This is a genomic window from Sphingorhabdus sp. (assembly GCF_023910635.1).
Classification (GTDB): domain Bacteria; phylum Pseudomonadota; class Alphaproteobacteria; order Sphingomonadales; family Sphingomonadaceae; genus Sphingorhabdus_B.
This window is the reverse complement of the sequence record NZ_JAAVVZ010000001.1, coordinates 1-23,281: the sequence shown is the minus strand read 5'-3', so window position 1 is coordinate 23,281 and position 23,281 is coordinate 1. Positions and strand designations below refer to the sequence as shown.

The following is a 23,281-nucleotide window of genomic DNA, read 5'->3' as shown; positions in this document are numbered from 1 at the left end:
TTAGCAGCTCTGGTTGGAGGTTGATGGGGACAGGCTACTGATCGGCGGCACTTGGCGCTCTGATCTGCCATCCGGTTTTGCGGGCTTTGGTGCGTCGGGGGCGTTGCCGGGGAACACCTCGACGCCCTTGCGTTCTGGCGTCTGGCCTGCCGGTGTGGAATTTGCGCCCAAAGGATCGACGCTTGGCAGGATCGAACCATAGGGATTGGCCGGGCGGCGCTGCTTGCCATCGCACTTGGCCAGTTTGGGCGATTTCGATGCGGCAATTCCGGGATTAAGGGGCGCGATCAGCGCCAGTGCCGCCAAGATGCCTATGATACGCTTACCCATGAGCCTGTCCTTTTATGTTGTTCCACGGCTGACCGAGCCAGATGTCCGCATCCGCGCGATGCCGCGGGCAAAGCCGCGTTCGATGGCGCGGCTGGTCGCTTGAGCGCCCGTAGCACCGCGCCCGGCGACGAACCCGCCCGCCGCTGCAATGGCCGATGCAAATTGATTGGCGAGTGCAGGCCCGCCGCCGCCCAGCGAAGCGGCCAGCATCGGAATTTGCAGGAAGAAAAAGAAGCCGAGCGCGTAGAAGGCCAGCGCCTTGATCGCGGCCATGCCGATTTCGTCATTCTCGGAAATCGTGGCGATGATTGCATCGCCGGTCTGCGTCAGGAACAATGTCAGCACGAGCGCAAACACGATCAGCATCAGATAGTTGATGCAGGCCCCCAGCCAGGCGAAGAAATAGCCGCGCGTGGATTCGAACAGCAAAGCCGCCACGAACAATGGCCCGACGACCGACAATAGGGCGAGTGCAAATAGTCCGAAGGCGCTGATCACGAAGCCGATGGCCGCGCAGAGCAAGGTGGCGACGATCACCATCACCACGAGAAAGCCGGAAAAGACCGCACATCCTATGTCGGGGAGCGTGCCTTGGGTTTGCTGATAATCGGCCGCGATCTTGCGCATCGTGTTGGCAGTCTCGAAACCGGTTCCTGCGAGCTTGTCATAATATCCGCCAAGGCCGCCGACGTCCGAACCGCCCAGCGCGCTGGCGAACTGGCTGGGAAGACCGCCTAGCGCGAACATGCCGATCTGGCTTCCGTAGAGCGAGGTCACGGCAAAATAGAGAAATGCGAGCTGGCACCCGCGATAGGCATATTCACGGAATGGATATTGGACCGCGCCGCGCATGATCGCATAGCCGAGCAGCGAGATGTAGATCACGATCCCGATGCGCAGTGCGGGGGAAACGATGCCGATCACGGCCGCGTATTTCCCCACGATGCCCGCAAGCGCATTGTTGAGCGCATCGAACATCGTGGTGAAAACATGATCGCTGAAATCCATATCGGATGCTCAATCCTTGGGCTTGGCGGTTATTTGCGATTTGGCGAATGCTGCCGCGCGGCAGTTGGTGGTGACGACGGCAGGTTGCGTGTCCGAAGGGGCATTTGAGCCTGCCCACTCCCGGCAAATCTTCTGCATCGGCTCGATCTCGCCAGGATTGGCGACATAGTATCGCCATGTCCGGGCCGGCATGTCGGCTTGGGGTGTGGACCTACCACACCCCGCCAACAGAAGCCCCGTGCAGATGATCGCTGTCCGCATCGTCATTGCCCGCGATAGTAGCGGCTTGCTGCGTCGAGCTTTTGGGCGAGGGCCGCTTGCCCTTCGGCCGCGCGATGGCGTTCCTGCGCCTCTTGCTGCAAGCCAATGGCCTGCAAGCGGAGCTGGTCGTTCTGCATCGCGGCGGATTCAAGTTGCAGCCGTGCCGTCAGGTCCGCCACTTCCTTCGCCGTTACCGCGCTGCCCAAGCGGCTGCGCAATTGGTCGAGACCTTGCGCCCGCGCCGTGACGGCAGCGCCCATATTCTCGGCGAGACCGGCATTGATACCAATGTTGCGAGCATTGAGATCATAAGCCGTGCGGGATTGTTCGGAGCCGGCAAGGCCCAACTGCCCAAGCAGATCGCGATACACCGCATCGGCCTTGGCGCGGCCCGCGCCGACTACATCGAGATTGCCGTTGCCAAAGCCTTCGAGCGAGCCGCCCGATATGTCGAGTTCGCGCAAGGCATCGGATTTGAGCTGCTGTGCCAGCGCCGGAATGTCGGTGAGCTTGTTCAAATCCTGATAGAGCTTTTGGGCCTCGGCTATTTGCTGCTTGCCCTGAGCGACAACTTGAAGCGCTTGCCTGACGGCGTTGATTTGCTGGACCAGACTTGCGCTGTCATGGACAGGCATACCTTGCGCAAATGCTGGCAATGGGGCCGCGAACAGCAATGTTGCGCTCAGTGCTTTGGTCAAATTCTTCATCGACTTACCTTTCTTTCAGTTCAGCTAGGACGCCTCCGACGGTGGAAGAGCGGGAGCCAGACGGCGGGATCGCTTCCCACCTCGGCAATAATCTCGTCAGCAACGGCAGTGGTTTCCGCACGACCCGACAGCACGGCCAGTTCGTCATCGAGACCGGCAAGATCGAGTTCCACCACGACGCTGTCATGGCCTTGCTTGACCAGAAACTTGTGGCTTTCGGGCGCAAGCTCCTCGCGCACTAGTTTGAATTCGGCTTCGGACAGCGCGAAGCCTTCGACGTAATCGCGCCGCGCCCCGAACGGGTTGGGCAGCAGGATTTTGGTGGCGACCTGTTCAAGAATCGAATGGCTGATGTCGCTCTTGAGCGCGTCGGCAGGTGACTGCGTGGCGAACACCAGCACCGCGTTGCGCTTGCGGTAGGTTTTGAGGCCGTCCTGGGCGAAGCGGCGGAACGCCTCGTCGCCAAGTGCCTTCCAAAATTCGTCGATGCAGATCACCATCCGCTCGCCGGTGAGGAGCTGGTCAATGCGGTGGAACAGATACAGCATGACCGGCGTGCGAATGTCAGCATTTTCGAGAAAGTCGGTCATGTCGAAGCCCATGAACCGCGCGTCGAGCGTCATTGAGTCCGCCGGATTGTCGAACACCCAGCCAAGCGATCCTTCAGACGTCCATTTTTCGAGCCGTGCACCGACGCCGCTAGCATCCTTCATGCCAAGCATCGAGCGGAGCGCGCTAAGCGAACGATCAGCAACGTCGAGCTTCATTACGGCATTGATACCGTCTTCGATCAGCCGTTCTTCCTGGACCGAAATCGGTTTGCCGTCCGCGCGGACGAGCTGGCGGATGAACAGCGACAGAAACGTTTTGTCCTCGGCCTTGTTGGCCAGCGCCTTGAGCGGGGAAAAGCCGGTCGGGACGCCGTTGTGAAGGGCGAGATAGGTGCCGCCGCTTGCCTGCACAAAGATTTGCGCGCCGCGGTCCTTGTCGATGAATATCTGCCGTGCGCCGGTCTTCTCGGTCTGCGCCATCAGGAAGTTGAGCAGTACGGTCTTGCCACCGCCCGATGGCCCGATGATGAGGGTGTGGCCGAGATCACCTTTGTGGAAATTAAAGAAATACGGGCTGCGGGCATTGGTTTTGAGTAGGGCAATTGCATCCCCCCAATGATTACCGTTGGCACTTCCTGCCGGGAATGTATGGAAAGGGGAGAAAGCTGCGAAGTTGAGCGAGGTGATTGGTGCGGGCCGGGCGCGCCAAGCAAAATTGCCGACGAGCTGCGACCAATAGGCCGCTTCAAGCGCCGCCCCTTCGCGGGCTGCCACCATGCCGGTATCGGCAAGCGCAGCCCTTGCGACCGACATATGATCGCGTAACGCTCTGACGCTATCGGCATAGACCGCGAGCGTGAAATGATGATCGCCCAGCACGAAGCGGTTCGACATCAGATCGTCACTCGCCTCGATCAGCGCATCTGCCTGGCTCACGGCGCGGTCGCCGGCATTTTCCATCTGCGTCATCCGCAGCCGGAATTTTTCGGTCGCAGCGGCCCGCCCGAGGAAAGTGAAGCTCTGCGTCAGCACGAACCCGAAATCGACCGACAGCAGTGCCTCGAACTGGCGCGGCGTGGTTTGGGCGGGATATTCGCGGATGCCGAAGATCCCGCCAAATGCCGAAGCATCGGCATCGCGCACTTCGATGGTTTCCGCGCCGAAGATGGTGCGCGAGCGATAGAGAGCGCCGCCGAGATGCCCGCGCACGACAGGAACGCGGCGGTGGCGACCTGTCATCACCATGTCGGCCACTTCCATCGTTTCCGAAAACATCAGGCCGCGATGTTCGTAGGTCGCGCAGCGGCGCGGTTCGCAGCGCGACATCAGCTTCTCGAAATCGCGCGCCTTGTCATCGAGCAGCTCGACCAGCGCCTCATCGAGCATCGGTCCTTGCCGCACCACTTTGGAAACGCGACGTTTGAACAACTGGATGATCTTGTCGCTGCCCGTGGCACCTGGGCGGATTACCAATGTGACGAAGAAGCGGTTGATGAACATCCGCTCGCGGTTGATCCTCCCGAAATAGGCGCGGTCGAGATTGGCCGCGAACCCTGATTTGAAGGTGCCTCCGGGATATTGATCGACCCGCATTCTGATAAGATGGGTCCAGATCGACAGCCGCTCGTCATGGAGGTTGCGCAGCAACCCGTTGAGCTTGGTATGCCAGTCGTTGAGGTCGCGGACGTCGGCGGTCTCGAACGCACGGCCTTGCAGCTCGAAAGTCAGCATGATGTCGCCGGAATCCAGCGCCACCATGTCTTCGTTCAAATGCCGCGCATAGGGCAGGAATTTGGCAGGGTCTGCCTCTCGCTGCGCCACTTTCAGCGGCACCGCATTTGTCGAGGGGAGCAGCTTAGCCATGACGGCCAAAGCCTTTTCGGCGAAGGCCTGCCAGAGGCAGCGGCGAATAGCTGCTTCCGCCCCAGAACGCGCGGTTGCGATTGCCGAGCTTTGTTCGCCCCCAAAGGAACAGCAGGCGGAAGGCATTGACGTCGTGGCGGACGATCAGCCGTGAGATCGAATAGCCGAATACGACCACCAGCGTGGCATAGACCGGGCTGTTGCTCCAGATCAGCACCGAGGCGCTTGAAATGAGCAGCAACACCGCTGCCTCGATTGGAATGCCCGCCCAAAGCGCCGGGCGTGTCACCGCGAGGAACAGGGTGTTCTTGACCGGATGTTCGGTATCGTCATTCATGGCGCTATCCGGCAATCGCGCCGACGATCGCGTCCGCCGAAAAGACGATGGCGATCCCGATGATCACCGTGACCAGCACTGCGGTTGAAGCCCGGCCCGTAAACCAGAGCAAGCCGGTGACGATCACGGCGATCACGGCGAGCGTGCGGAGCAGGGTCGATGAAAGCAGCCCGCGCACGTTGCTCGCGAAGCTCTCCAGATTCTGCGCATAGGCAGGGTCGGGGTTTGCGAGCATGACCAGCATCGCCGCCAACAGCGCCACGCTCCAGATGATTGCACTTTGCGTTGTCTTGGGCAGCCTGTTGAATCGTGCCGCGCAGGATGTGCGCCACATGCCAACTCCGCGCCCGGCTTTCAGGATGATATTCATATGCTGGGCCTTTCAATCTCAGAGAGGATTTGCGTCTCCCGTTCGTAGGCGGCGCGCTCGAAGACGTTCCACTTGGGAGGTGGAGCCGGGCGGAGCCTTTCCTGGGGCGCTGTGTTTTCAGAGATCAATGCCTCTCGCAGATCAGCACTTGCCGGCGGGGCAACGGCAATTGTCGGCAAGGCCTGAGCATATGTCAGGCCAGTGTCCGCGACGCCTGCGTTGCCAATGACCTTGGCGACATAGCCATTGCGAAAACCGCGTGTCTGGCTGCCCGTGTTATACATCGAGAGTGCGACCCGAAGGGCGGTTTGCGGATCACGACCGGCTTTCACCGCATTGTAGTTTGTGGTGAGGACACGGGCCAAGGCCGCGACATTGGTGCAGGGGTCGAATACGGTCTCCCAGGTCAGGCCAAGCCAGCGCATGTTGCGCGAGTTGATTTGACCAAGCCCCAGATCGACGGAATATCCTGCCGCCACGTAACTGCGGGCAATAGTTGCGGCATCGGCGGCGTTGGTTTGGCGGGCCGGCTGTCGCCCTCCGTTGACATTGAGGGCAAATTGTTGGCCGCTGCTTTCAGTCTGAATTATGGCCAGCACCGTTTCGGGTGCAACGCTTGGTGCGCATTGCGACGCCAATGCAAGCAAGGCAGCCGTAGAATAGGTCATCCGAGGTGTCCCTCAAATATTCTGGCTGTCAGACTGTATTGCGTCCCGCAGTTCATAGAATACGGCTCCCGATTTGTTGATTTCGATCAAGAAATTGCCGATTTAATATTGAACTATTGATAGCTGCCGGGGCACCCGGTCAGCTATGGTTTGAAAAAGGCGTTTCTGACCTTTCGACTCTACAAGCGATGCTGGTAATGGCTTTTGACCTTCAACCTTGATCCTGCGGACACTTTGTTCATCGCTGGATGCGATCCTGGTCGGTCGATTCTCTGACTGGACCTGAATAAATAAGGCAAATTCGAACATTTGCCTTCGCAATCACAAGGCCCCGCTGGCGTCATCCAGCTAGGGGTGAATTATGAACCGAAGCCGCTATGTAATCCGGCAGTTCGACAAGACCGATCGAGCGATAATCGCGGAATTGATCGAAAATGGCCGTATGACCGTTCGCGAGCTTGCGGAAAAGATCGATATGTCCGGCCCCAGCGTGACCGAACGTATTCACAAGCTTGAAGATGCAGGCGCTATTCGCGGCTACACGGTTATGATCGATCCCAAAGCTTTCGGACTTGGCATTGCTGCGTATGTCCGGATGCACGCGAGACCAGGTGAAGTGAGAAGAGTTGAGCAGATGCTCATCGATACGCCGGAGGTTGTCGAAGCGGATCGCGTCACCGGGGAAGACTGCTTTCTAACAAAAGTGGTGGTATGTGATGTACAAGAGCTTCAAGCCGTGGTTGATCGTTTCGTGCCGTTCGCTTCGACGGACACCGCAGTCATCCAATCCGTCACGGTCACCAAAAGGCTTCCTAAGTTATAGTTTATCGTGCCCCGGGTGCTACCATTCACCATAGCCACAGACATGATCCCCAGCTTTCCCAAAAGCTGGGATTAGAGCCGAGCCGCAGATTTTGGTACTAGGCTCGGGCCCTAAGAGCCTGATCCGAAATTAAGTTGATTTGTATCAGTAGGTTAGCTTGACGCCATGCCTGATCGCTGATTCTGGGGTTTTGCAACAAACTTCCGGAGATCAACAATATGGACCGACACCACTCGGGTTCAGTTTGCCCGTGCGGACCTGGCTTTGCCAAGCGATTTGACCGATGAAGAATGGGCGCTGCTGGAGCCGTTCTTTCCGCCACCCTCGCGCATGTGGGGCGCCCGCGCAAATGGCCGCTCAGGCGGATTGTCGAGGCGATCCTGTATCTGCTGCGTGGCGGCCTGCCGTGGTGGATGCTTCCGCCGTGCTTCCCGCCGCCTCGCCAAGGATTTCGAGCTAACCATCGCTTCGGCAACCGCATGGCTGTTCATCGCCTCGATCCAGATGTTCGCAAGACAATGAAATTGCATCAGATAATTTTGAATCAGACTCTCGGCGCGGAGCCGGATCGAGCAGTCGATCGAGCGTTAGTGCTTGCGCAGCAATGGGCTGTTCGAATGATCGTCCTCCATCCTTTGGAAGCCTGGTCACATCTTGAATTCAGGCTGGAACTTAAACAACAGGCTATTGGGGAGGCCGTGCGAGATCCTGAAGCTGATATTAGCAATCTACCTTCGGCGGGCCTTGCCCCCACGGTCATTGCTGACGCCGCCGCGTGTGCCACTGGTGCTGGCGGGGGATAAATTTCAGGCCTGCGTCGGTATAATCAATAGCGCACGCCGAACTTTGCCAGGACCGGGAAATGCAATTGTCGTTGTTTGTTCACTGGGATTGCCGTCGATTTCAAACCGACCAACGAGTCCTCGCTCGACAGAAATCTCAATTTCTCCCTGGCCGCACATGGTGACCGAAAAACCTGCCCAACCGGCTGGCAAACATGGCGAAAGTGCTATTTTGCCATCGACAAGACGAACACCCAATATGTACTCTACTGCCAGTCGCCATGTCCAGGATGCGGCACCGGTATACCAGCTCCATCCGCCGCGACCGCAATGCGGATCGGTTCCGCCGATATCACCAGCCACAACATAGGGCTCGATCAAGTAGCGCTCGGTATCTTCTTTGCTTGCAGCATGCCGGACAGGATTGAGCCGATCGAACACCAGCTTGGCCCGATCCCCGTCTCCCACCATCGCCGCCGCGATGCCAAGCCAGGCCGCGGCATGGCTGTACTGGCCACCGTTTTCCCGGATGCCAGGGGGGTAAGCCTTGATGTAGCCGGGGTCGCGCGGTGTATCGCCAAAAGGAGGATCAAGCAGCCGAACGATATTGTCGTCCGCTCTGACGAGTTCTGTAAAAGCGGAATCCAATGCGACCTTGGCCCGCGCATGGTCGGCACCTCCGGCGATGATCGCCCAGGATTGAGCGAGAGAATCGATCCGGCATTCCTCATTGCTCTTCGAGCCCCAAGGCCGACCAAGATCATCAAAAGCACGGATATACCACGCGCCATCCCACGCGTGACGGTCGATGGCGGCAACAAGCTTGCTGGCACGTGGGAACCAACGTTTAGCAAACTCATGATGCCCTGCGCGATCCGCCGCTAGGCCGAAAGAACGGATCGTGGCGGCCAGGAACCAGCCGAGCCAAACGCTCTCCCCCTTTTTACCGACCCCAACACGGTTCATCCCATCGTTCCAATCGCCTTCGCCGATCAGGGGGAGACCATGCTCTCCAAGCTTCCAACACCGGTCGAAGGCCCGCAAACAATGTTCGAAGACGCTTGCCACTTCGCCCTGCGGGAATTCTGCATACCGGTCATGTTCCTCAGCGCTCAATTCAGTTGCCTGCAGGAAAGGCACGCGCTCGTTGAGCAGTTCCAGATCTCCCGTTGCTTCGACATAGCGCGCAACAGCGTGCGGCAGCCACAAGAGATCGTCTGAATAGCGTGTGCGAACGCCTCGACCGTGCGGCGGATGCCACCAGTGTAGCACATCGCCTTGCTCGAACTGATGTGCGGCCGCACGTAATATCTGTTCGCGCGCCAGCGATGTTTCTGTGAGCAACAATGCGAGGACATCTTGCAACTGATCCCGAAAACCGAAGGCTCCGCCTGCCTGATAAAAGCCAGCGCGGGCAAACAGCCTTGAGGAGATTGCCTGATAAGGTAGCCAACGGTTGACCATAAGGTCGAAAGCTGGGTCCGGAGTTGAAACCTTGATCGAACTGAAACGGTCACTCCACAATTGCGCCAATCGCCCTGGTTCAGCGGCGATGTGCAATGGGAAACGCCACCGCGAGACCAGTTCTTGAGCCTCGGCTTCATTAGCCGCCTGACCAAGAACGAACGCAAACTCCACAATGCCGCCAGCAGGTATATCGACATGGACCTGTAGTGCCGCTGCTGCATCCTCACCAAAGTTGGCGGCTCTATCGCCGAGTTCCCACATTGTCAGACCATGTGGTCGCCGCCAATCCTCGGCTCCGCCGAGGAACTCTTGACGCGACGTGCTAAGGCTGTGTGGCGGCAAAGTGCATGTAAGAAATGCTGTTCTTCCGGCAAAGTCGCGGTGCCAGCGGTTCTGGGCCAATAGGGCATGGAGGTCGGCGCGGTACCATGATTTGCGATAAGGCCCCGGCTCGCCTGAAACAGCGCCCAACAGCCAGTCGACAAAATAAGTCGCCGTGATCCTACGCGGCGTGCTGAGCCGGTTTGAGAGCGTAACGCGGATGATTTTCACCGGATCGTCGACGGCAACCGAGCATGCCATTTCCTGAACGAGTCCTTCGCTTTCGCACGACCATACGGTTTCACCCATGCGATGTTCGACCTGACAATCATTATCGCTGCCAGCTGGTAACGGGGATACCGACCAGATGGTGCCGGTCTCCTCATCGCGTAAATAGAGGGCTTCGCCTTGAGGGTCGGCGAGCGGATCATTGTGCCAAGGGGTAAGGCGATTCTCGCCAGCATTGCCCGCATAGGTGCAGCCCAGACCGGCCTCGCTGACGATTGAACCGAATGATTGGTTTGCTAGCACATTGACCCAAGGCGCGGGCGTTGTCATGCCCCGTTGCAAGTCGATGTGGTAGTCGCCGAGATCTGTAAAGCCGCCCAAACCGTTGGCAAAATGCAATTTTGGTGTGTGTGTGGCCCGCCTCGGCGGCAATTGCAGGCTGCGTCCCAAGCCCACAAACGGTGGGCTGACCAATATCGGCGAGGACAGCAATGCAAGCTGGCGTCGGATCGATCCGGCTCCCTCGGTCAGTTTCGACCGCGCAGCGGCGCGAAGCGCTTGGAGCTTCGTCGGCTCAATCTGTTCGCGGCCGAATATATGCACACCTCCGCGTTCGCCGAGCAGTTCAAGGCTGCCGGCATCGCGCAATGCATCGAGCAAGCGCTCGCGGATCGGCTCGACATAGCCTGGCATGCCGGGATGGAGCAAAGCGAGATCTGCAGATGCGCCGCGTCTGCGCCAATGCAAATGACTTGCGAGCAAGAAGCGCAATTCATCGAGGCCGAATTCTTCACGCAGTTCGACAAGCAATATCGGCAAATCGCCGGATATGCCGAGCGCCCAAAGTTCATCCCGGCTTGTTGTTCCCGGATCCTTTTCACATGGGCCAGGTCGACTGTTGAGTGCGGAGAACAATAGCTGAGCGTCAGCAATGCGGTCCGGTGCAAGGCCGAGCATGTGAAGATCGCGCGCAGCGCGCAAGGCGACGTCCTGCTCGGCCCAGTCAAGCGCACCAAGCGAGCCATAACGCCGTGCGAGTTCAAGAGCATCCTCGCGTGACGTGGCAACAGCTGTGACAAAAGCGAGCTCTACCTCTCCATGCGGCGGCAGCACAATTTCCGCACGAAGGGCAGAGGCTGGGTCGAGGGGATATTGAATCAAATTTCCGAGACCGTTGGCGAAAAGCGGAAAATTTCTTGCATCGCCGTATCTTTCACGCGTCAAATTGCGCGCGACTTCCCATCCTGTCAGCTTCACCTGCGGTCCTCGCCCGGTGAGACGCTGCACCATAAATGGTGACGATTCGCCTGGATTGCGCGTTCGCCGTTCGAACAGCAGCGCGTCGAGACTCGGATGGGCTTCGGTCTTGACGAACAGTTTGGCAAAGGCAGGATGACGCAGCCATTCTGCTGATGGCGCAAGGGCTATCTCGGTATGACTCGCAACCTCGATCCGGCGCTGGCGAGGTGTCCCGTTTACCAGCCGAAGTCTCCGAATCTCCACATCTTCGGCAGTCGCTACAAGTACTTCCAGCGTCGTCGATATTTCTGACATACGGCAATGAAACTCTGCCTTGTGCGCATGAAACAGCGTTCGCCGATCCTCGCCGCCGAACAACGGAGCCGGTGTCGGCGACCACGTCTCGCCGCTGTCCAGATCACGCAAATAAAGGAAATGCCCGTTACCACCTTGCGCTTCACCGGGACGTGTGAGCGCATAGTTTTTCCACCCGGTCATGCCGCTACCATCCGACGCAATCTGCGTTTTCATCCGTCCGTTGCCAATCAGAAGGTGAAGGGGTGTTAAGCCTTGCGGGAGTGCCTCCCAAGGTTGCGGACGCGGTACTGCGATCCCTTCAGCCAACGGCGTCGCAGGAGGCTCCAGCCGTTCGATTTCGGCCGGTAGCTCCCAAGGGACACGCTCGTTGAGCAAAAGTTCGACCGTCTGGACACGCGGATCGGCGTGAAACCACTCCACAAATATGTTGTCAAACAACGCATTGGCGATAGCAGCTATGCTCATGCCGTGGTGATGCGCCATATAGGAGCGCACCGGTGTGAACTTCTGTGCGTCGATCCGGCGTCCATCGGTGAAATCAAGTGCTTCGTAAAAGCCGCACTGGCCAAGTGCGCCAAGTTTGGCCAAAGCGCGTAAATTGGCAACGGCATCGCGTGGCGTGACAGCAAGTGCCAATGCGGTGGAGTAGGGCGAAATGACCATATCCTCTGCAAGACCTCTCCGCAGTCCCAGCTCGGGAACACCGAAAGCTCTATAGCGCCACGCTCCGTCAGGACCGGTCGCGGCAAAGCCCGACTCCGATATTCCCCACGGTGTACCCCGGGCCGCAGCATAACGTCGCTGAATGTCTACGGCACTGCGGTCGCTTTCCCCGAGCAGAGTTTTCGGATCGCTGCGCAAAAATAGGCTGGGCATAAGATATTCGAACATCGACCCGTTCCACGAAACCAGCGCCAGTTCGCCGCGCCGCTTGACGATTGGGCGACCAAGATGAAACCAGTGCTCCGGCGGGATTTCATGTTTGGCGATGGCGAAAAAGCTAGCGAGGCGGGCTTCGCTTGCGAGCAGGTCGTAATGGTGTTGATCGAGGCGATCAGCGGAAAGATCATAGCCGATGTGGAATAGCCGTTCGTTCGGGTCGAAAAGAGGCGTGAAATCCATACCGTCGGCCGCAGCAGTGGCGCGCCGGGCAATAAGGTCCAATCTTCTTTCGAGCCGCCGCCAATAGGCAAGGCCCCGTCTAACCCTGCTCATCAGAGCAGCAAGCCATTGTCTGGCGGCATCAGTGGACAGCTTCGGCTCAGCCTTTTGACGCAACTCTTCGACTGCCGTGCTCAGTTGACCGCAAGCGTTCAACGGCAATGTGGGATCGAGCAACGCGGCAAATTTGCTCGCCAGCTCTCTGCATTCCGGCGGCGCTTTTGCAAACAGATCGAGCCACGGCATGATCATGGTCATATCGCGCTTCATCGTCCGCAAATGATGCCCAGTCCTTTCGGTCCAGATCCGCAAATCGCGCAACGTGCCCGGTGGAGCCGCGTGTTTCGTGTCAAGCAACAGTTTCAGCTCGTGGCCAGTGTCCCTTATCTTGACTTCACAGCTATTGAGTAAACCAGGCCATAGGTCAGGCCGATGTGCATTTGCCTGAATTTCCAATCGCATCTGCGCAATTTTTGTAATGAGATGCGACGAGCCCGGGAGTTGTGCCGCCGCGACAGATTGTCCGATCAGCGCGAGGCAATCGCTTAGCCCCGTCCAACGCTCCGGTTCGAAGGCCGGACGTTTTGCTATCTCTGCGCAACCGCATGCCAATGTTGCCAAGCTGACAGCGAGATTACCGCTATCGACGGTCGAGACATAACGTGGCTCGAGGGGAGCTAGGCTGCCGGTGTCATACCAGTTTAGGATATGGCCGCGCCAGTGCTCAAGCCTATCGAGGGTGTCAAGCATTTCGCGAATTCTTACAGTAAGCTCTGCTGCGCCGAGATGGCCTAGCCGCCATGCTGAGAGCGCAGCGAGAACCATCATGCCGATATTGGTTGGCGAAGTACGGCGGGCAGTAGCCTCAACGGGCTCTTCCTGATGATTATCGGGCGGCAGCCAGTTGTCTTCCGGTCGAACATGGTTTTCAAAGAACAGCCAACTACGCCGGGCAGTAAGGCGCAAAAATTCCTTGTCATCTTCGTCTAAAGTCTGGGCCTTGAATTTCGTCTCTCGTCCGCTCCACCATGCGATTTCCGGTGCAATGAACCAGAGAAAGAGGAGTGGTGCCGCAACAAGCAGAGCATGTGAATCCAGAACAAGCACAGCGAGAATCAAAACGGCAGCGGCTGGCGACATCCACATGCTGCGCCAATGTGATACGCGCGGATGTGTCTCACGCATCTGCTCGCTGACATGCGCCGCACTCGTCCATTCGAGCAACTGTGTGCCTCGGCGCAACCGCAGCAGCGTTGTTCCAATCGCGTGCACAGCAATCGCTGTATCGGAGATTAAGAACACGACCGACAAGCCCGAGCGTGCGAAATGCTCACCCGCTGTTCGGAATGTGCCGGTAAGTACCCCGCGTCGTTTGCCGCGAGCAAATCCTGAAACAATGTCTGTGAAGAGATAGGCCGCCGGCGCCAGCAGGGCGAACAGGGTCCAAATTGCAGGATTTCCCGGTAACAGGAACCATCCCCCTAGCAGCAGCATCAACACACTCGCGGGAACGAGGCTCCTGCGCATCGTGTCCCAGATACGCATGCGGTCGAACAGCGACAGCCGGTTCTTGATACGAGTGCCTCCCTGACCTGGCACATACGGGAAAAGCCACGGCAGCAGTTGCCAGTCGCCACGCACCCAGCGGTGCCAGCGCTTGGCATATTCCCCATAGTTGGCGGGGAAGCTCTCATAGACTATGATGTCACTCGCAAGCCCTGCTCGACCGTGCAGACCCTCCCACAGGTCGTGGCTGAGCAGGTTGTTCTCGGGGATACGGCCTTCCAGGCTGCGAGCGAACGCGCTAACGTCGTAGATTCCCTTGCCGACATAATTACCAGTACCGACAAGATCCTGATAAACATCACTTACTGCCCGCGAATAGATGTCGATGGCTGTGTCGCCACCGAACAGCCGGGCGAAATGGCTGTCGCTACTCAGCGGGGCGATCTCTACTCGCGGCTGCAGCACTGTGTATCCCGAAACGACGCGTCCTGCGGTATCGAATAGCGGGCGATTGAGTGGATGGGCGAGCGTCGCAGCCATGCGAGCAACCGTGTTGGCAGGTAATCGCGTGTCCGCATCCGCCGTTACCACGAAGCGCGCGCCTATAAGACGCTTGATTGGTCCGACGGTGACTGGGAAGTCTGAAATGTCACCGGTCAAAAGAAAGCGATTGAATTGCTCAAGTTTACCGCGCTTACGCTCCCACGCCATCCAGCAGCCTTGCGCCGGATTGTATTGGCGCGCACGATGGAGAAGTGTGAATGGGCCGTCACCAGCGCTCTTTCCGTGACGGCGGTTGAGTGCCGAAATGCCTTCGCGCAACGCCTCCTCGACCACTGCGTCTCCTGCCGTCTGCTTTGTCGACGCATCGCCTGGATCGCTTAGCAATACGAAGCCGTGCGCGACCGGATTTGCAAGCCAATGTCCCTCGATGCGTCTGAGCAGCGCGGGTACTTCCTCATGCTTTCCGACGATTACCGGCACCGCCACCAATGTCGTCCATTCTGGGTCAATTCGCTTGGAAAAATCCAGCTTGGGCAACGTGCGCGGCGGGACCATAAGTGTGACCAGCCAGTTGAATGTAGTCACAGCGAGCACCGTCGACGGTAGTGCAGACAACGCAAGACCGAGCACCCATTGCCAGCCACTTGCGCCAGACCAAGACAGATAGACAGCAGGCGCGATCAGTCCTGCTAGGCCGAGCAGGAACAAGCTTATTGTGTACACTGTGCCGGAATAACGGCGTAAACCGTCGGCCAGTCGCTGCGGCAAATTGGGACGGGCACCAATCTTGTGCTCAAGACTTGGTAGACCGGAACCAATCAGCCAATGGCCGACGTGATTGGCTGGTGCCGAATCTGCGTTGGTCGCCAGATTGACCGCAGCTTCGGCGACACTGGCTTCACGTCCAGTGCCGTTCCGGGCCAGCCGTTCGACCGAGCGGCGATACGTGTCCCGCGTTTCGAAATCCATCCTACTGTAGATGCCGCAAGGGTCTTGAGCGAGAATGTGTTCGACCAGGCTGGTCTCGTCGAAAACATCTTTCCAGGCGATTCTCGAAATGGCGCCGAGATTGGCGATGCCACGCGATACATATTCTGAAGGATCCGATCCATCAGCATAACGCCGACAGGACGCGCTAGCTGGGAAAGGCGCTGAAACCTCCGGGAATAGCTGGCTGAACCCGGTCGTTAGTCGCTCAATGCAGGCAATCCGCAGCATGACCGGCAGCGCCCAAAGCTCGGCGAGATCGAGCGGATTGTGCTTTTGATAAGCCTGCAAATAGGTAATTACGCCTTGGCGCGAAAGCTGGAAGTGGGTTGCTTCAATGATGTCGTGCGCGAGTTCGAGTGCCATCGGTTCGCGCGTGTCGGCGGCTGGGCGCAGCTGACGGTAGAATCCGAATGGCAAATCCTGCTTGACCAGCAAAACTGCGCGCTGCACATGAAAGGCGTTGTCAAGCAACCATTCGGCAGCGGATGACGACGCTGGCTCGGCCTGACACGCTGCTTCCAGTGCACGACGCAACCAACGCGTGGTGTTTTTTACCTCGACCCAAGCCGGAACAGCCACAGTCGGCCCAGTAGTATCGAAGGCAGCGTGAAGTTCGCCGGTCTCTTCTGCCCTCGCGGCAACCCGGTCATATGTGTCTGGACCCATCAGGCTGCAAATGCAGGTGTGGGCCGCCTTGCTAATTGGGACGACTGGGATTGCTGACGTTTCGCGAGTGCTTGGCTGGATCGAACCAGCAAGGCCGGTTGGTCTAGGTGTGCAAGCAGGTAGTTTGCAGTGCTGCCGATTGTGAGATCATGACAACTTTTACCGCCCTGGCCGCGGGCGGTAAAGATCAGCAAATCCGGCTTTTCGGCGGCAATCGTGCGCTGAAGCATCGTCCGCACATCGCCGTTAAGGCACAGGCTGCGAGCCTTTATGCCCTGATCGATCAGATGACGTTGGGTGCGTTCGAGAAAGTGGCATGCCGCCCTTTCATTGCGCCGGCTCAGTCGCAATTGAAGTTCTACATCCGAACACTCCAGAGGGCCAAAGCGCGTAATCGCAACTTCTGGCACGACATGGGCGAGCAGCAATTCGGCACCAGTCCAGCGCGCCAGATGTATCGCTTCAACGAGCGCTGCCTCGGAATAACTTGAGCCATCGAGAGGTACCATTATGCGCGCGTAGGATCGTTGGCAGACCTCCGCTCTATCGGGTACCAGTAACACTGGTCCCGTGCTCGCCTCTAACACCCTCTGCGCGGTGTCCCTGCTCCAGATAAAGCTGTTGTCGCTATCCGGCGTGCCAATTACAAGGATTGATCCCGTCTCGTTTGCACGGTGGCAGATGGCTTGGACTCGCTCGCCTTCTGCTACTTCCAGTCCAATTTTATCGTCGGGAAACGCGAGATCTCCGGCCAGTCTTGAAAGCTGACGACGCGCTTGATGACGACACAGATCCCATTCGAGCGGGTCGGGACGAAGGCCAGTTTCGTCGACTGTCTCAATCACACGCAACAAGGTTAACGGAAGATCAAGCATCTGTGCCAGCTGGGCACCGACAGCAGCTATGGTCTTGGCGCGCGGTGTTTCACCCACACAAGCGATGACAGATGTAGGGCCGGGGGTAGTGGGAAGTGAAATTGCTTGAGCGGACATCTAACACGACCTTTTCATGGATGAAGCGGGCTTGTTCACTTCAAGCGCGATCCGGCAGAAGTGGGCTATTCAGGAACATAGGCTACCAGTGGCGGGACCTGTAATCGGGAAGAATACGTAATGCTCGCTTCTTTGCCGGTTTCCCGCTCGTTAGCTGCGATCTGGCTGATACACGTCAACATGGTTGGGCGGCGTGCTGTCTTCGGGTCGCGAAGCAGATGATTTGTAGCCCCTCGGGCGTGCGCCACACTTAGCGAGATATGCGGGTCGGACGGTGCATTTGCTTGTCGCGACCCGGTGCTCATATACCGAATTTCAAATATAGATCGCCGATCTGATAGCCGCTGAGTCGCGGCCAATACCTTGGCTGAACAATGGAAAAAATGGTCCTGACGGCCAAATTTGATAATTCACTGCATCAGAGGAAAGGCAATTGCGTCGGTCGTCGAAACGCCAGACGCATTTGCTTTTCGATCTCGATCAAGACGAAGAAAGCACCGCCGACTGCAACGATAAGGATGCCGTCAATGAAGGGAACCCCCTGTGTTCCGAACACCTTCTGGAGCGGCGGGAAATAGGTAATTGCAAATTGCGCGCCGGTGACCGTGATGACCGAAAACCAGACCGCAGGTGTCCCGCGCACCGCAGCCCATGTGAGCGATGTTCCGTGAATGTTGCGAATGAAGAAGAGGTGGAAGATTTCCAGCACGACGAGCATATTGACCGCCATCGTTTGGGCCAATGGAACCGGATAGCCCTTGGAGACGGCATAGGCGAAGATGCCGAACACGCCGATCACAAAGAGGCCGGATACCAAAATGATGTGCCAGATCAATTCGCCCGTAAGAAGAGGCGCATTGCGCGGGCGTGGCGGACGACGCATTGTGCCTTTTTCGCTGGGCTCGAACGCCAGCGCAACCCCGAGCGTGATCGCGGTGATCAGATTGATCCACAATATCTGCACTGCAGTGATCGGCAGGGTCATGCCTGCCAGCAAGGCGACAATGATCGTCATTGCCTCGCCTGCATTGGTCGGCAAGGTCCAGCTGATCACTTTCTTGATGTTGTCGTAAACGGTCCGTCCCTCTCGGACGGCCGCTGCTATCGAAGCAAAATTGTCATCGGCCAGAACAAGTTCCGATGCCTCTTTCGCGGCTTCGCTGCCGGCTATGCCCATTGCGGTGCCGGCATCGGCACGCTTCAGGGCAGGGGCATCATTGACTCCATCGCCCGTCATCGCAACGATCAACCCGCGGGATTGTAATGCCGTTACCAGCCGCAGCTTGTCAGCAGGCGAGGTCCTCGCAAAGACATCGGTCTCCACTACGGCCTCGGCAAGATCGCCGTCGGATAGCAAATTTATGTCGGCTCCCGTCAGCACATGATCGCAATTTTGCAAACCGATGTGGGCGGCGATTGCCTGGGCAGTGGCACTATGATCTCCAGTGATCATCTTCACCCTGATGCCCGCTAGTTGGCAGTCTCGAACCGCCTCGATCGTCTCGGTGCGCGGCGGATCGATCAATCCGACAAGGCCGATAAGGGTAAGCTGGCCTTCAATATCTGATGTGTTCAGGATGGTCTTGTTTTGACATACCGCCCGAGAAGCAACTGCAATTACACGTTGGCCGGCCCGCGCCAGTTCCTCCGTTCGTTCCTGCCAATAGTCCGGTTGTAGTGGCGCTACCGAATCTGCGCCAATATGCTGCTCCTTGCACATCGCCAGAACCGCTTCCGGCGCACCCTTAACATGGATAAAGGCATGTCCCTGATGGTCATGGTGCAATGTCGCCATGAAACGATAGGTTGGGTCGAAGGGGATTGCATCGGTTCGCCTGAAGTCCCGGAACGGCATTTCGTCTCCGCCTTGAACTTTCCCGGCGAGTGCCAGCAACGCGCCCTCCATCGGATCACCAGCAACGCACCATCCGGCTTCAGAAGATTTTAGTGCCGCATCATTGCACAACGAAGCGGCGCGAGCGAATTCGGCCAATACGAGGCGTTCATCTGAGCCGGCTTGCCGAGCATCGACCTCGATTTCTCCAAACGGAGCATATCCTTCTCCGCTTACGGTAAACCGGCTTTTCGCGGAAATCAGAGCCGTCACCATCATTTCGTTGCGAGTCAACGTGCCGGTCTTGTCAGTGCAGATCACCGATACCGATCCCAATGTTTCTATCGCGGGCAAGCGGCGGACGATTGCATTGCGCCGCGCCATCGCCTGCACTCCGACGGCGAGGGTGATGGTGAGAACGGCTGGCAATCCTTCTGGAATGGCAGCGACGGCGAGCCCGACAACGATCATGAACATTTCGTCGAAGGGTAGATCACGCACGAAGATGCCAAAGGCGAGTAAGGCTGCGCTCACCAAGATAATGAAAAGTGTAAGCCAGCGACCAAAGGTACTTATCTGTTGTACCAGCGGTGTCGTGAGTGTTTCGACCTTTGCCAGCATGCCGCTGATCCTGCCGATTTGCGTCGCTGCGCCGGTCGCCACAACCACGCCGTGCGCTGTGCCCGTGACGAGCAAAGTGCCGCTGAACAGCATCGAAGCGCGGTCGCCAAGAGGTGCGGCTTCGGCAACGGGCGACGTGGTCTTGTCAACTGGCACGGATTCGCCTGTTAGTATGGCTTCTTCAACTTTGACGTTTCGCGCTGCCAACAAACGCAGATCAGCCGGCACTCGATCCCCGGCTTCAAGCACGACTATGTCGCCCGGGACCAGATCGACGGCATCTACAGTCTGTCGGGTGCCACTCCGCAGCACCGCAGTGTGCGGTGCCAGCATCCTTTGAATAGCGGCAAGGGCATTTTCGGCTTTGCCTTCCTGTATGAAACCAATGATCGCGTTTGCCAGAACAACGGCAAGGATAACGCCGGTATCAACCCAATGATCGAGCATTGCCGTAATGCAGGCAGATGCCAGCAAGACGTAAATCAGGACATTGTGAAAATGCGCGAGGAAACGAAGAGTCGCGCTTCGACCAGCTGGTTCGGGCAGCCGATTTGGCCCATGCTTGGCAAGGCGGCGTGCAGCTTCATCCTGCCCCAATCCTCCCTGATCGGTATGCATGGCTTTGAGGACATCGTCGATCGGCTGTGCATGGTAATTTGGTAATTCTACATTGTTCATGGCATTTTCACGTCAGGTTGATTGCGGGAGTGATGATCGAACGGTTTGGGGGCGACTAGGTGTTCGGTCGCCAGCGCGGGAAACCGGGTCCGCTCACGCGCCTTGCCGCCACACAGAATATCGACAGCGCGGTCGGCGGCATCCTGATAGGGTTGCAAAACAGTGTCGGCTCCAGCGGCAGCGAGAAGAGACGCATCATCCGGATGGCGCGCCGTTACCGCCACGCGGCCTTTGAAGCCCGACAGGCGTGACAGTTGGATGATTGTCTTGCGCACATCTTCCGCGTTCACCCCCGGCATATGAACAGGAATTGTGGATAAGAGCCATTTTGCTTTGGCGACGGGCAGTTCTGCCACTATTTCGGGATCGCTCGCATCGCCGAAAACTGCGTCCAGACCAAGGTCGCGCCATCGCTGGACCGCATCCGGGTTAAAATCGACGCCAAGAACCGTGACGCCCCGCGTTTTGAGGCGCACGCCGATTGCGGTACCGAAGCGGCCTAGCCCGAAGATCAGTATCTTGGGGGCGACTTTGGTCTTCACCAACGAGCCTGAAGCCTCTCGCGGGGCGCTCTTTCGCTCGAAGATTCCTAGAAATGGTTCTAGCCGGTCGTAAAGTTGGTGGGAATATGTGATCATGTAGGTTGAGGCGGCAATCGTTACTAAGCCGACCATTGTTACGAGGCCAAGTGCATCGTGCGGCACATGCCCTATTGAGACCCCCATTGCGATGAAGATAAGCGAGAATTCACTGATCTGGGCAACGGTAAGTCCGGCGAGAAAACCGGTGCGCTTTCGGTATCCCATTGCTCCCATGATCGCGAGCACAATCAACGGATTGCCGATTAGCACAAAGATTGAAAAGATGACGGCCGCAATCACATTCGAGCCGAGCAATGATAGATCAAGGGTCGATCCAAGCGCGATGAAAAAGAAGAGCAGCAGGAAATCGCGCAGCGGAGCGAGTCGCGCGGCGATTGCTTCCCGGTATGGAGTCGATGCGAGCGCTACGCCTGCAAGCAAGCCACCTACTTCCTTGCCTAGTCCGACCGACTGACCAATTGCTGCGAACACTGCTGCCAGCGCGATAGCAAAGATCATCATCAGTTCAGGAGCGCGGGCGAGTTTGTCGGTAAGCGGGTCAGCCAGAAAGCGAATGAAAAACCCGACGAATCCAACCATTGCTGCGCCCGACAGCAGCACGCCCGCTATGCCTCCCCCGGCATCCTGACCTGCCGCCGCGCCAACGCCGATTGTTGACAGGATGATCATAGCTAAGACGACGACCAGATCCTGAACTATCAGAAACCCGAGCGCGATCTGGCCGTGTAGCGCGTCTATCTCGCGCTTGTCGGAGAGAAGTTTGACAATGATGATTGTGGACGAAAAGGTTAACGCTACAGCCACATAGAGGCTGGTCAGCGGCTCCAGGCCGAGCAAGCGACCAATTATGTACCCGAATACGGATGTGAACAAGACTTGGCCTAGGCCCGTGAAAAGTGAGACCTTGCCTAATGATCGCACTAGTTTCACGTCAAGCTTGATGCCGACCAGAAAGAGCAACAGTGCAATTCCTAATTCGGATAGCAGGGCGATCTTCTCGGCAGACTGGACCAGATCAAGCGCCGATGGCCCTGCAAGCAGGCCGACTGCGATGAAACTGACGATCAGCGGCTGGCGCAGGATGATGCCGACAAAGCCGAATACGGCCGCAAGAAGTAGCAGGGTGGCGATCTCGCCAAATGCGGACCCGAATATCAACTCCATCGGCCTCTCTGATTAGCACCGCGTTGCAACCACGAGCGCCGAATTGAGGCTAGTGCTGCATCCTGAAATACCTAAAGACCGTGTGGTCTGGCACAAGCAACACGTAGAATTACGGACTTACCTTACTGCGCGTTCGGCATAACCTTGCGATATTTGGTTCCCCGACAACGTAGCAGAGGCAGAAATGGCCGAAACAGCAACATGTTCCACGATCGTTTGGTTTGAAAGGCTTGCGCTTGACGATGTGCCGATTGTTGGCGGCAAAAATGCCTCGCTTGGCGAACTTATCCGGCAGCTTGGCGATGCCGGAGTGCGGGTGCCGAATGGTTTTGCAACTACCGCGCAGGCGTTCAGGGATTTTATCACCTTGAGCGGTATTGAGCCAGCGATGCGCGACCACATCGAGCATTACCGCAAAGAAGCGGTGACATTACAGGATACCGGCCATGCCCTTCGTACATTGATTTTGGCCAGCTCCTTGCCCGATGCGTTGGTAGAGGATGTGTGCGGCGCCTATGCAGAGCTTGCCAAGCGAACAGCGTTGCAAGATCCTGCGGTTGCGGTACGCAGCAGCGCGACGGCCGAAGATTTACCCGATGCGAGCTTTGCCGGCCAGCACGAAACTTTCCTTAACATCCGCGGCGAAAAGGCGCTGCTCGACGCTTGCCTGCGTTGTTTCGCCTCCTTGTACACTGATCGGGCGATCAGCTACCGCGAAGCCAAAGGTTTCGATCATTTCTCGGTCGCCCTGTCGGTCGGTGTGCAGCAGATGGTCCGCGCCGATCTTGCCGGTTCAGGGGTCATGTTCAGCATCGACACTGAAACCGGTTTTCCCGGCGTTGCGACGATCAGCGCGGCTTGGGGGCTGGGAGAAACCATCGTCCAAGGGGCTGTAAACCCCGATCGTTTTGTTGTGTTCAAGCCGCTGCTGGAACAGCCGGGTGCGTGCCCTATCATCGAAAAGACGCTGGGGGATAAGGCCATCCGTATGGTCTATTCCAAAGAAGGTGGACAACAGACCAAACTGGTGGAGACGACGGAGGCTGAACGCGGTGCCTTTGTTTTGAACGATGAGGAAATCATTGAGCTTGCTCGGTGGGCTGTTGCGGTCGAACGCCATTATGGCCGCCCGATGGACCTCGAGTGGGCCAAGGATGGCGACGACGGACTTCTGTATCTTGTGCAGGCACGCCCCGAGACGGTGCACGGTGGCAAAATTGGCAATAATTTTCGCCACTATGTGCTGGAGACAAATGAGCAGCCCATCGTTTCCGGCGTCGCGATCGGTAG

The 23,281-nt window shown here is 57.8% G+C and carries 14 protein-coding genes and 1 pseudogene; 3 read left to right on the top strand and 12 right to left on the bottom strand.

Going from position 1 to position 23,281, the window contains the following annotated elements; translation table 11 throughout:
- The 8 genes from HEQ34_RS00075 to HEQ34_RS00040 are packed head-to-tail and all read right to left on the bottom strand — an operon-like array spanning position 1 to position 6,095.
- Positions 1-330 (bottom strand): hypothetical protein, encoded by a 330-nt coding sequence (locus HEQ34_RS00075; protein ID WP_296195778.1) that lies wholly within the window; start codon positions 328-330, stop codon positions 1-3.
- A gap of 12 nt (positions 331-342) precedes the next feature.
- Positions 343-1,338 (bottom strand): type IV secretion system protein, encoded by a 996-nt coding sequence (locus tag HEQ34_RS00070; RefSeq protein ID WP_296195775.1) that lies wholly within the window; start codon positions 1,336-1,338, stop codon positions 343-345.
- Positions 1,339-1,347: 9 nt separating this feature from the next.
- Complete coding sequence (locus tag HEQ34_RS00065) at positions 1,348-1,599, bottom strand: hypothetical protein (RefSeq protein WP_296195774.1); 252 nt, start codon at positions 1,597-1,599, stop codon at positions 1,348-1,350.
- Between the two features lie 2 nt (positions 1,600-1,601).
- Complete coding sequence (locus HEQ34_RS00060; protein WP_296195769.1) at positions 1,602-2,306, bottom strand: type IV secretion system protein; 705 nt, start codon at positions 2,304-2,306, stop codon at positions 1,602-1,604.
- A gap of 20 nt (positions 2,307-2,326) precedes the next feature.
- On the bottom strand, positions 2,327-4,720 hold the full coding sequence (locus tag HEQ34_RS00055) for a VirB4 family type IV secretion/conjugal transfer ATPase (RefSeq protein ID WP_296195768.1): 2,394 nt from the start codon (positions 4,718-4,720) through the stop codon (positions 2,327-2,329).
- Positions 4,713-5,057 (bottom strand): type IV secretion system protein VirB3, encoded by a 345-nt coding sequence (locus HEQ34_RS00050; protein ID WP_296195765.1) that lies wholly within the window; start codon positions 5,055-5,057, stop codon positions 4,713-4,715. The genes HEQ34_RS00055 and HEQ34_RS00050 overlap by 8 nt, the downstream gene beginning before the upstream one ends.
- Positions 5,058-5,061: 4 nt before the next feature.
- On the bottom strand, positions 5,062-5,427 hold the full coding sequence (locus HEQ34_RS00045) for a TrbC/VirB2 family protein (RefSeq protein ID WP_296195763.1): 366 nt from the start codon (positions 5,425-5,427) through the stop codon (positions 5,062-5,064).
- On the bottom strand, positions 5,424-6,095 hold the full coding sequence (locus HEQ34_RS00040; protein ID WP_296195762.1) for a lytic transglycosylase domain-containing protein: 672 nt from the start codon (positions 6,093-6,095) through the stop codon (positions 5,424-5,426). The genes HEQ34_RS00045 and HEQ34_RS00040 overlap by 4 nt, the downstream gene beginning before the upstream one ends.
- A 361-nt stretch (positions 6,096-6,456) precedes the next feature.
- Here HEQ34_RS00040 and HEQ34_RS00035 point away from each other — a divergent pair, with 361 nt between their 5' ends.
- On the top strand, positions 6,457-6,918 hold the full coding sequence (locus tag HEQ34_RS00035; protein ID WP_296195759.1) for an Lrp/AsnC family transcriptional regulator: 462 nt from the start codon (positions 6,457-6,459) through the stop codon (positions 6,916-6,918).
- A 216-nt stretch (positions 6,919-7,134) separates the two neighbouring features.
- Positions 7,135-7,355 (top strand): annotated as a pseudogene (locus HEQ34_RS00030) (transposase); the annotation flags it as partial.
- A gap of 369 nt (positions 7,356-7,724) precedes the next feature.
- On the opposite strand, the gene HEQ34_RS00025 reads toward HEQ34_RS00030, so the two are convergent.
- From HEQ34_RS00025 to HEQ34_RS00010, 4 genes are all read right to left on the bottom strand, one after another.
- Entirely contained in the window at positions 7,725-16,100 is an 8,376-nt protein-coding gene (locus HEQ34_RS00025; RefSeq protein ID WP_296195756.1) for a glucoamylase family protein, read from the bottom strand.
- Complete coding sequence (locus HEQ34_RS00020) at positions 16,100-17,092, bottom strand: universal stress protein (protein ID WP_296195753.1); 993 nt, start codon at positions 17,090-17,092, stop codon at positions 16,100-16,102. The genes HEQ34_RS00025 and HEQ34_RS00020 overlap by 1 nt, the downstream gene beginning before the upstream one ends.
- Positions 17,093-17,510: 418 nt before the next feature.
- Positions 17,511-20,225 carry a cation-transporting P-type ATPase gene (locus tag HEQ34_RS00015; protein WP_296195751.1) on the bottom strand — a complete coding sequence of 905 codons (2,715 nt, stop codon included), beginning with the start codon at positions 20,223-20,225 and terminating at the stop codon, positions 17,511-17,513.
- Entirely contained in the window at positions 20,222-21,991 is a 1,770-nt protein-coding gene (locus tag HEQ34_RS00010; RefSeq protein WP_296195749.1) for a cation:proton antiporter family protein, read from the bottom strand. The genes HEQ34_RS00015 and HEQ34_RS00010 overlap by 4 nt, the downstream gene beginning before the upstream one ends.
- 184 nt (positions 21,992-22,175) lie before the next feature.
- Here HEQ34_RS00010 and HEQ34_RS00005 point away from each other — a divergent pair.
- On the top strand, positions 22,176-23,281 hold a 1,106-nt coding region (locus tag HEQ34_RS00005), incomplete at its 3' end, for a PEP/pyruvate-binding domain-containing protein (RefSeq protein WP_296195747.1).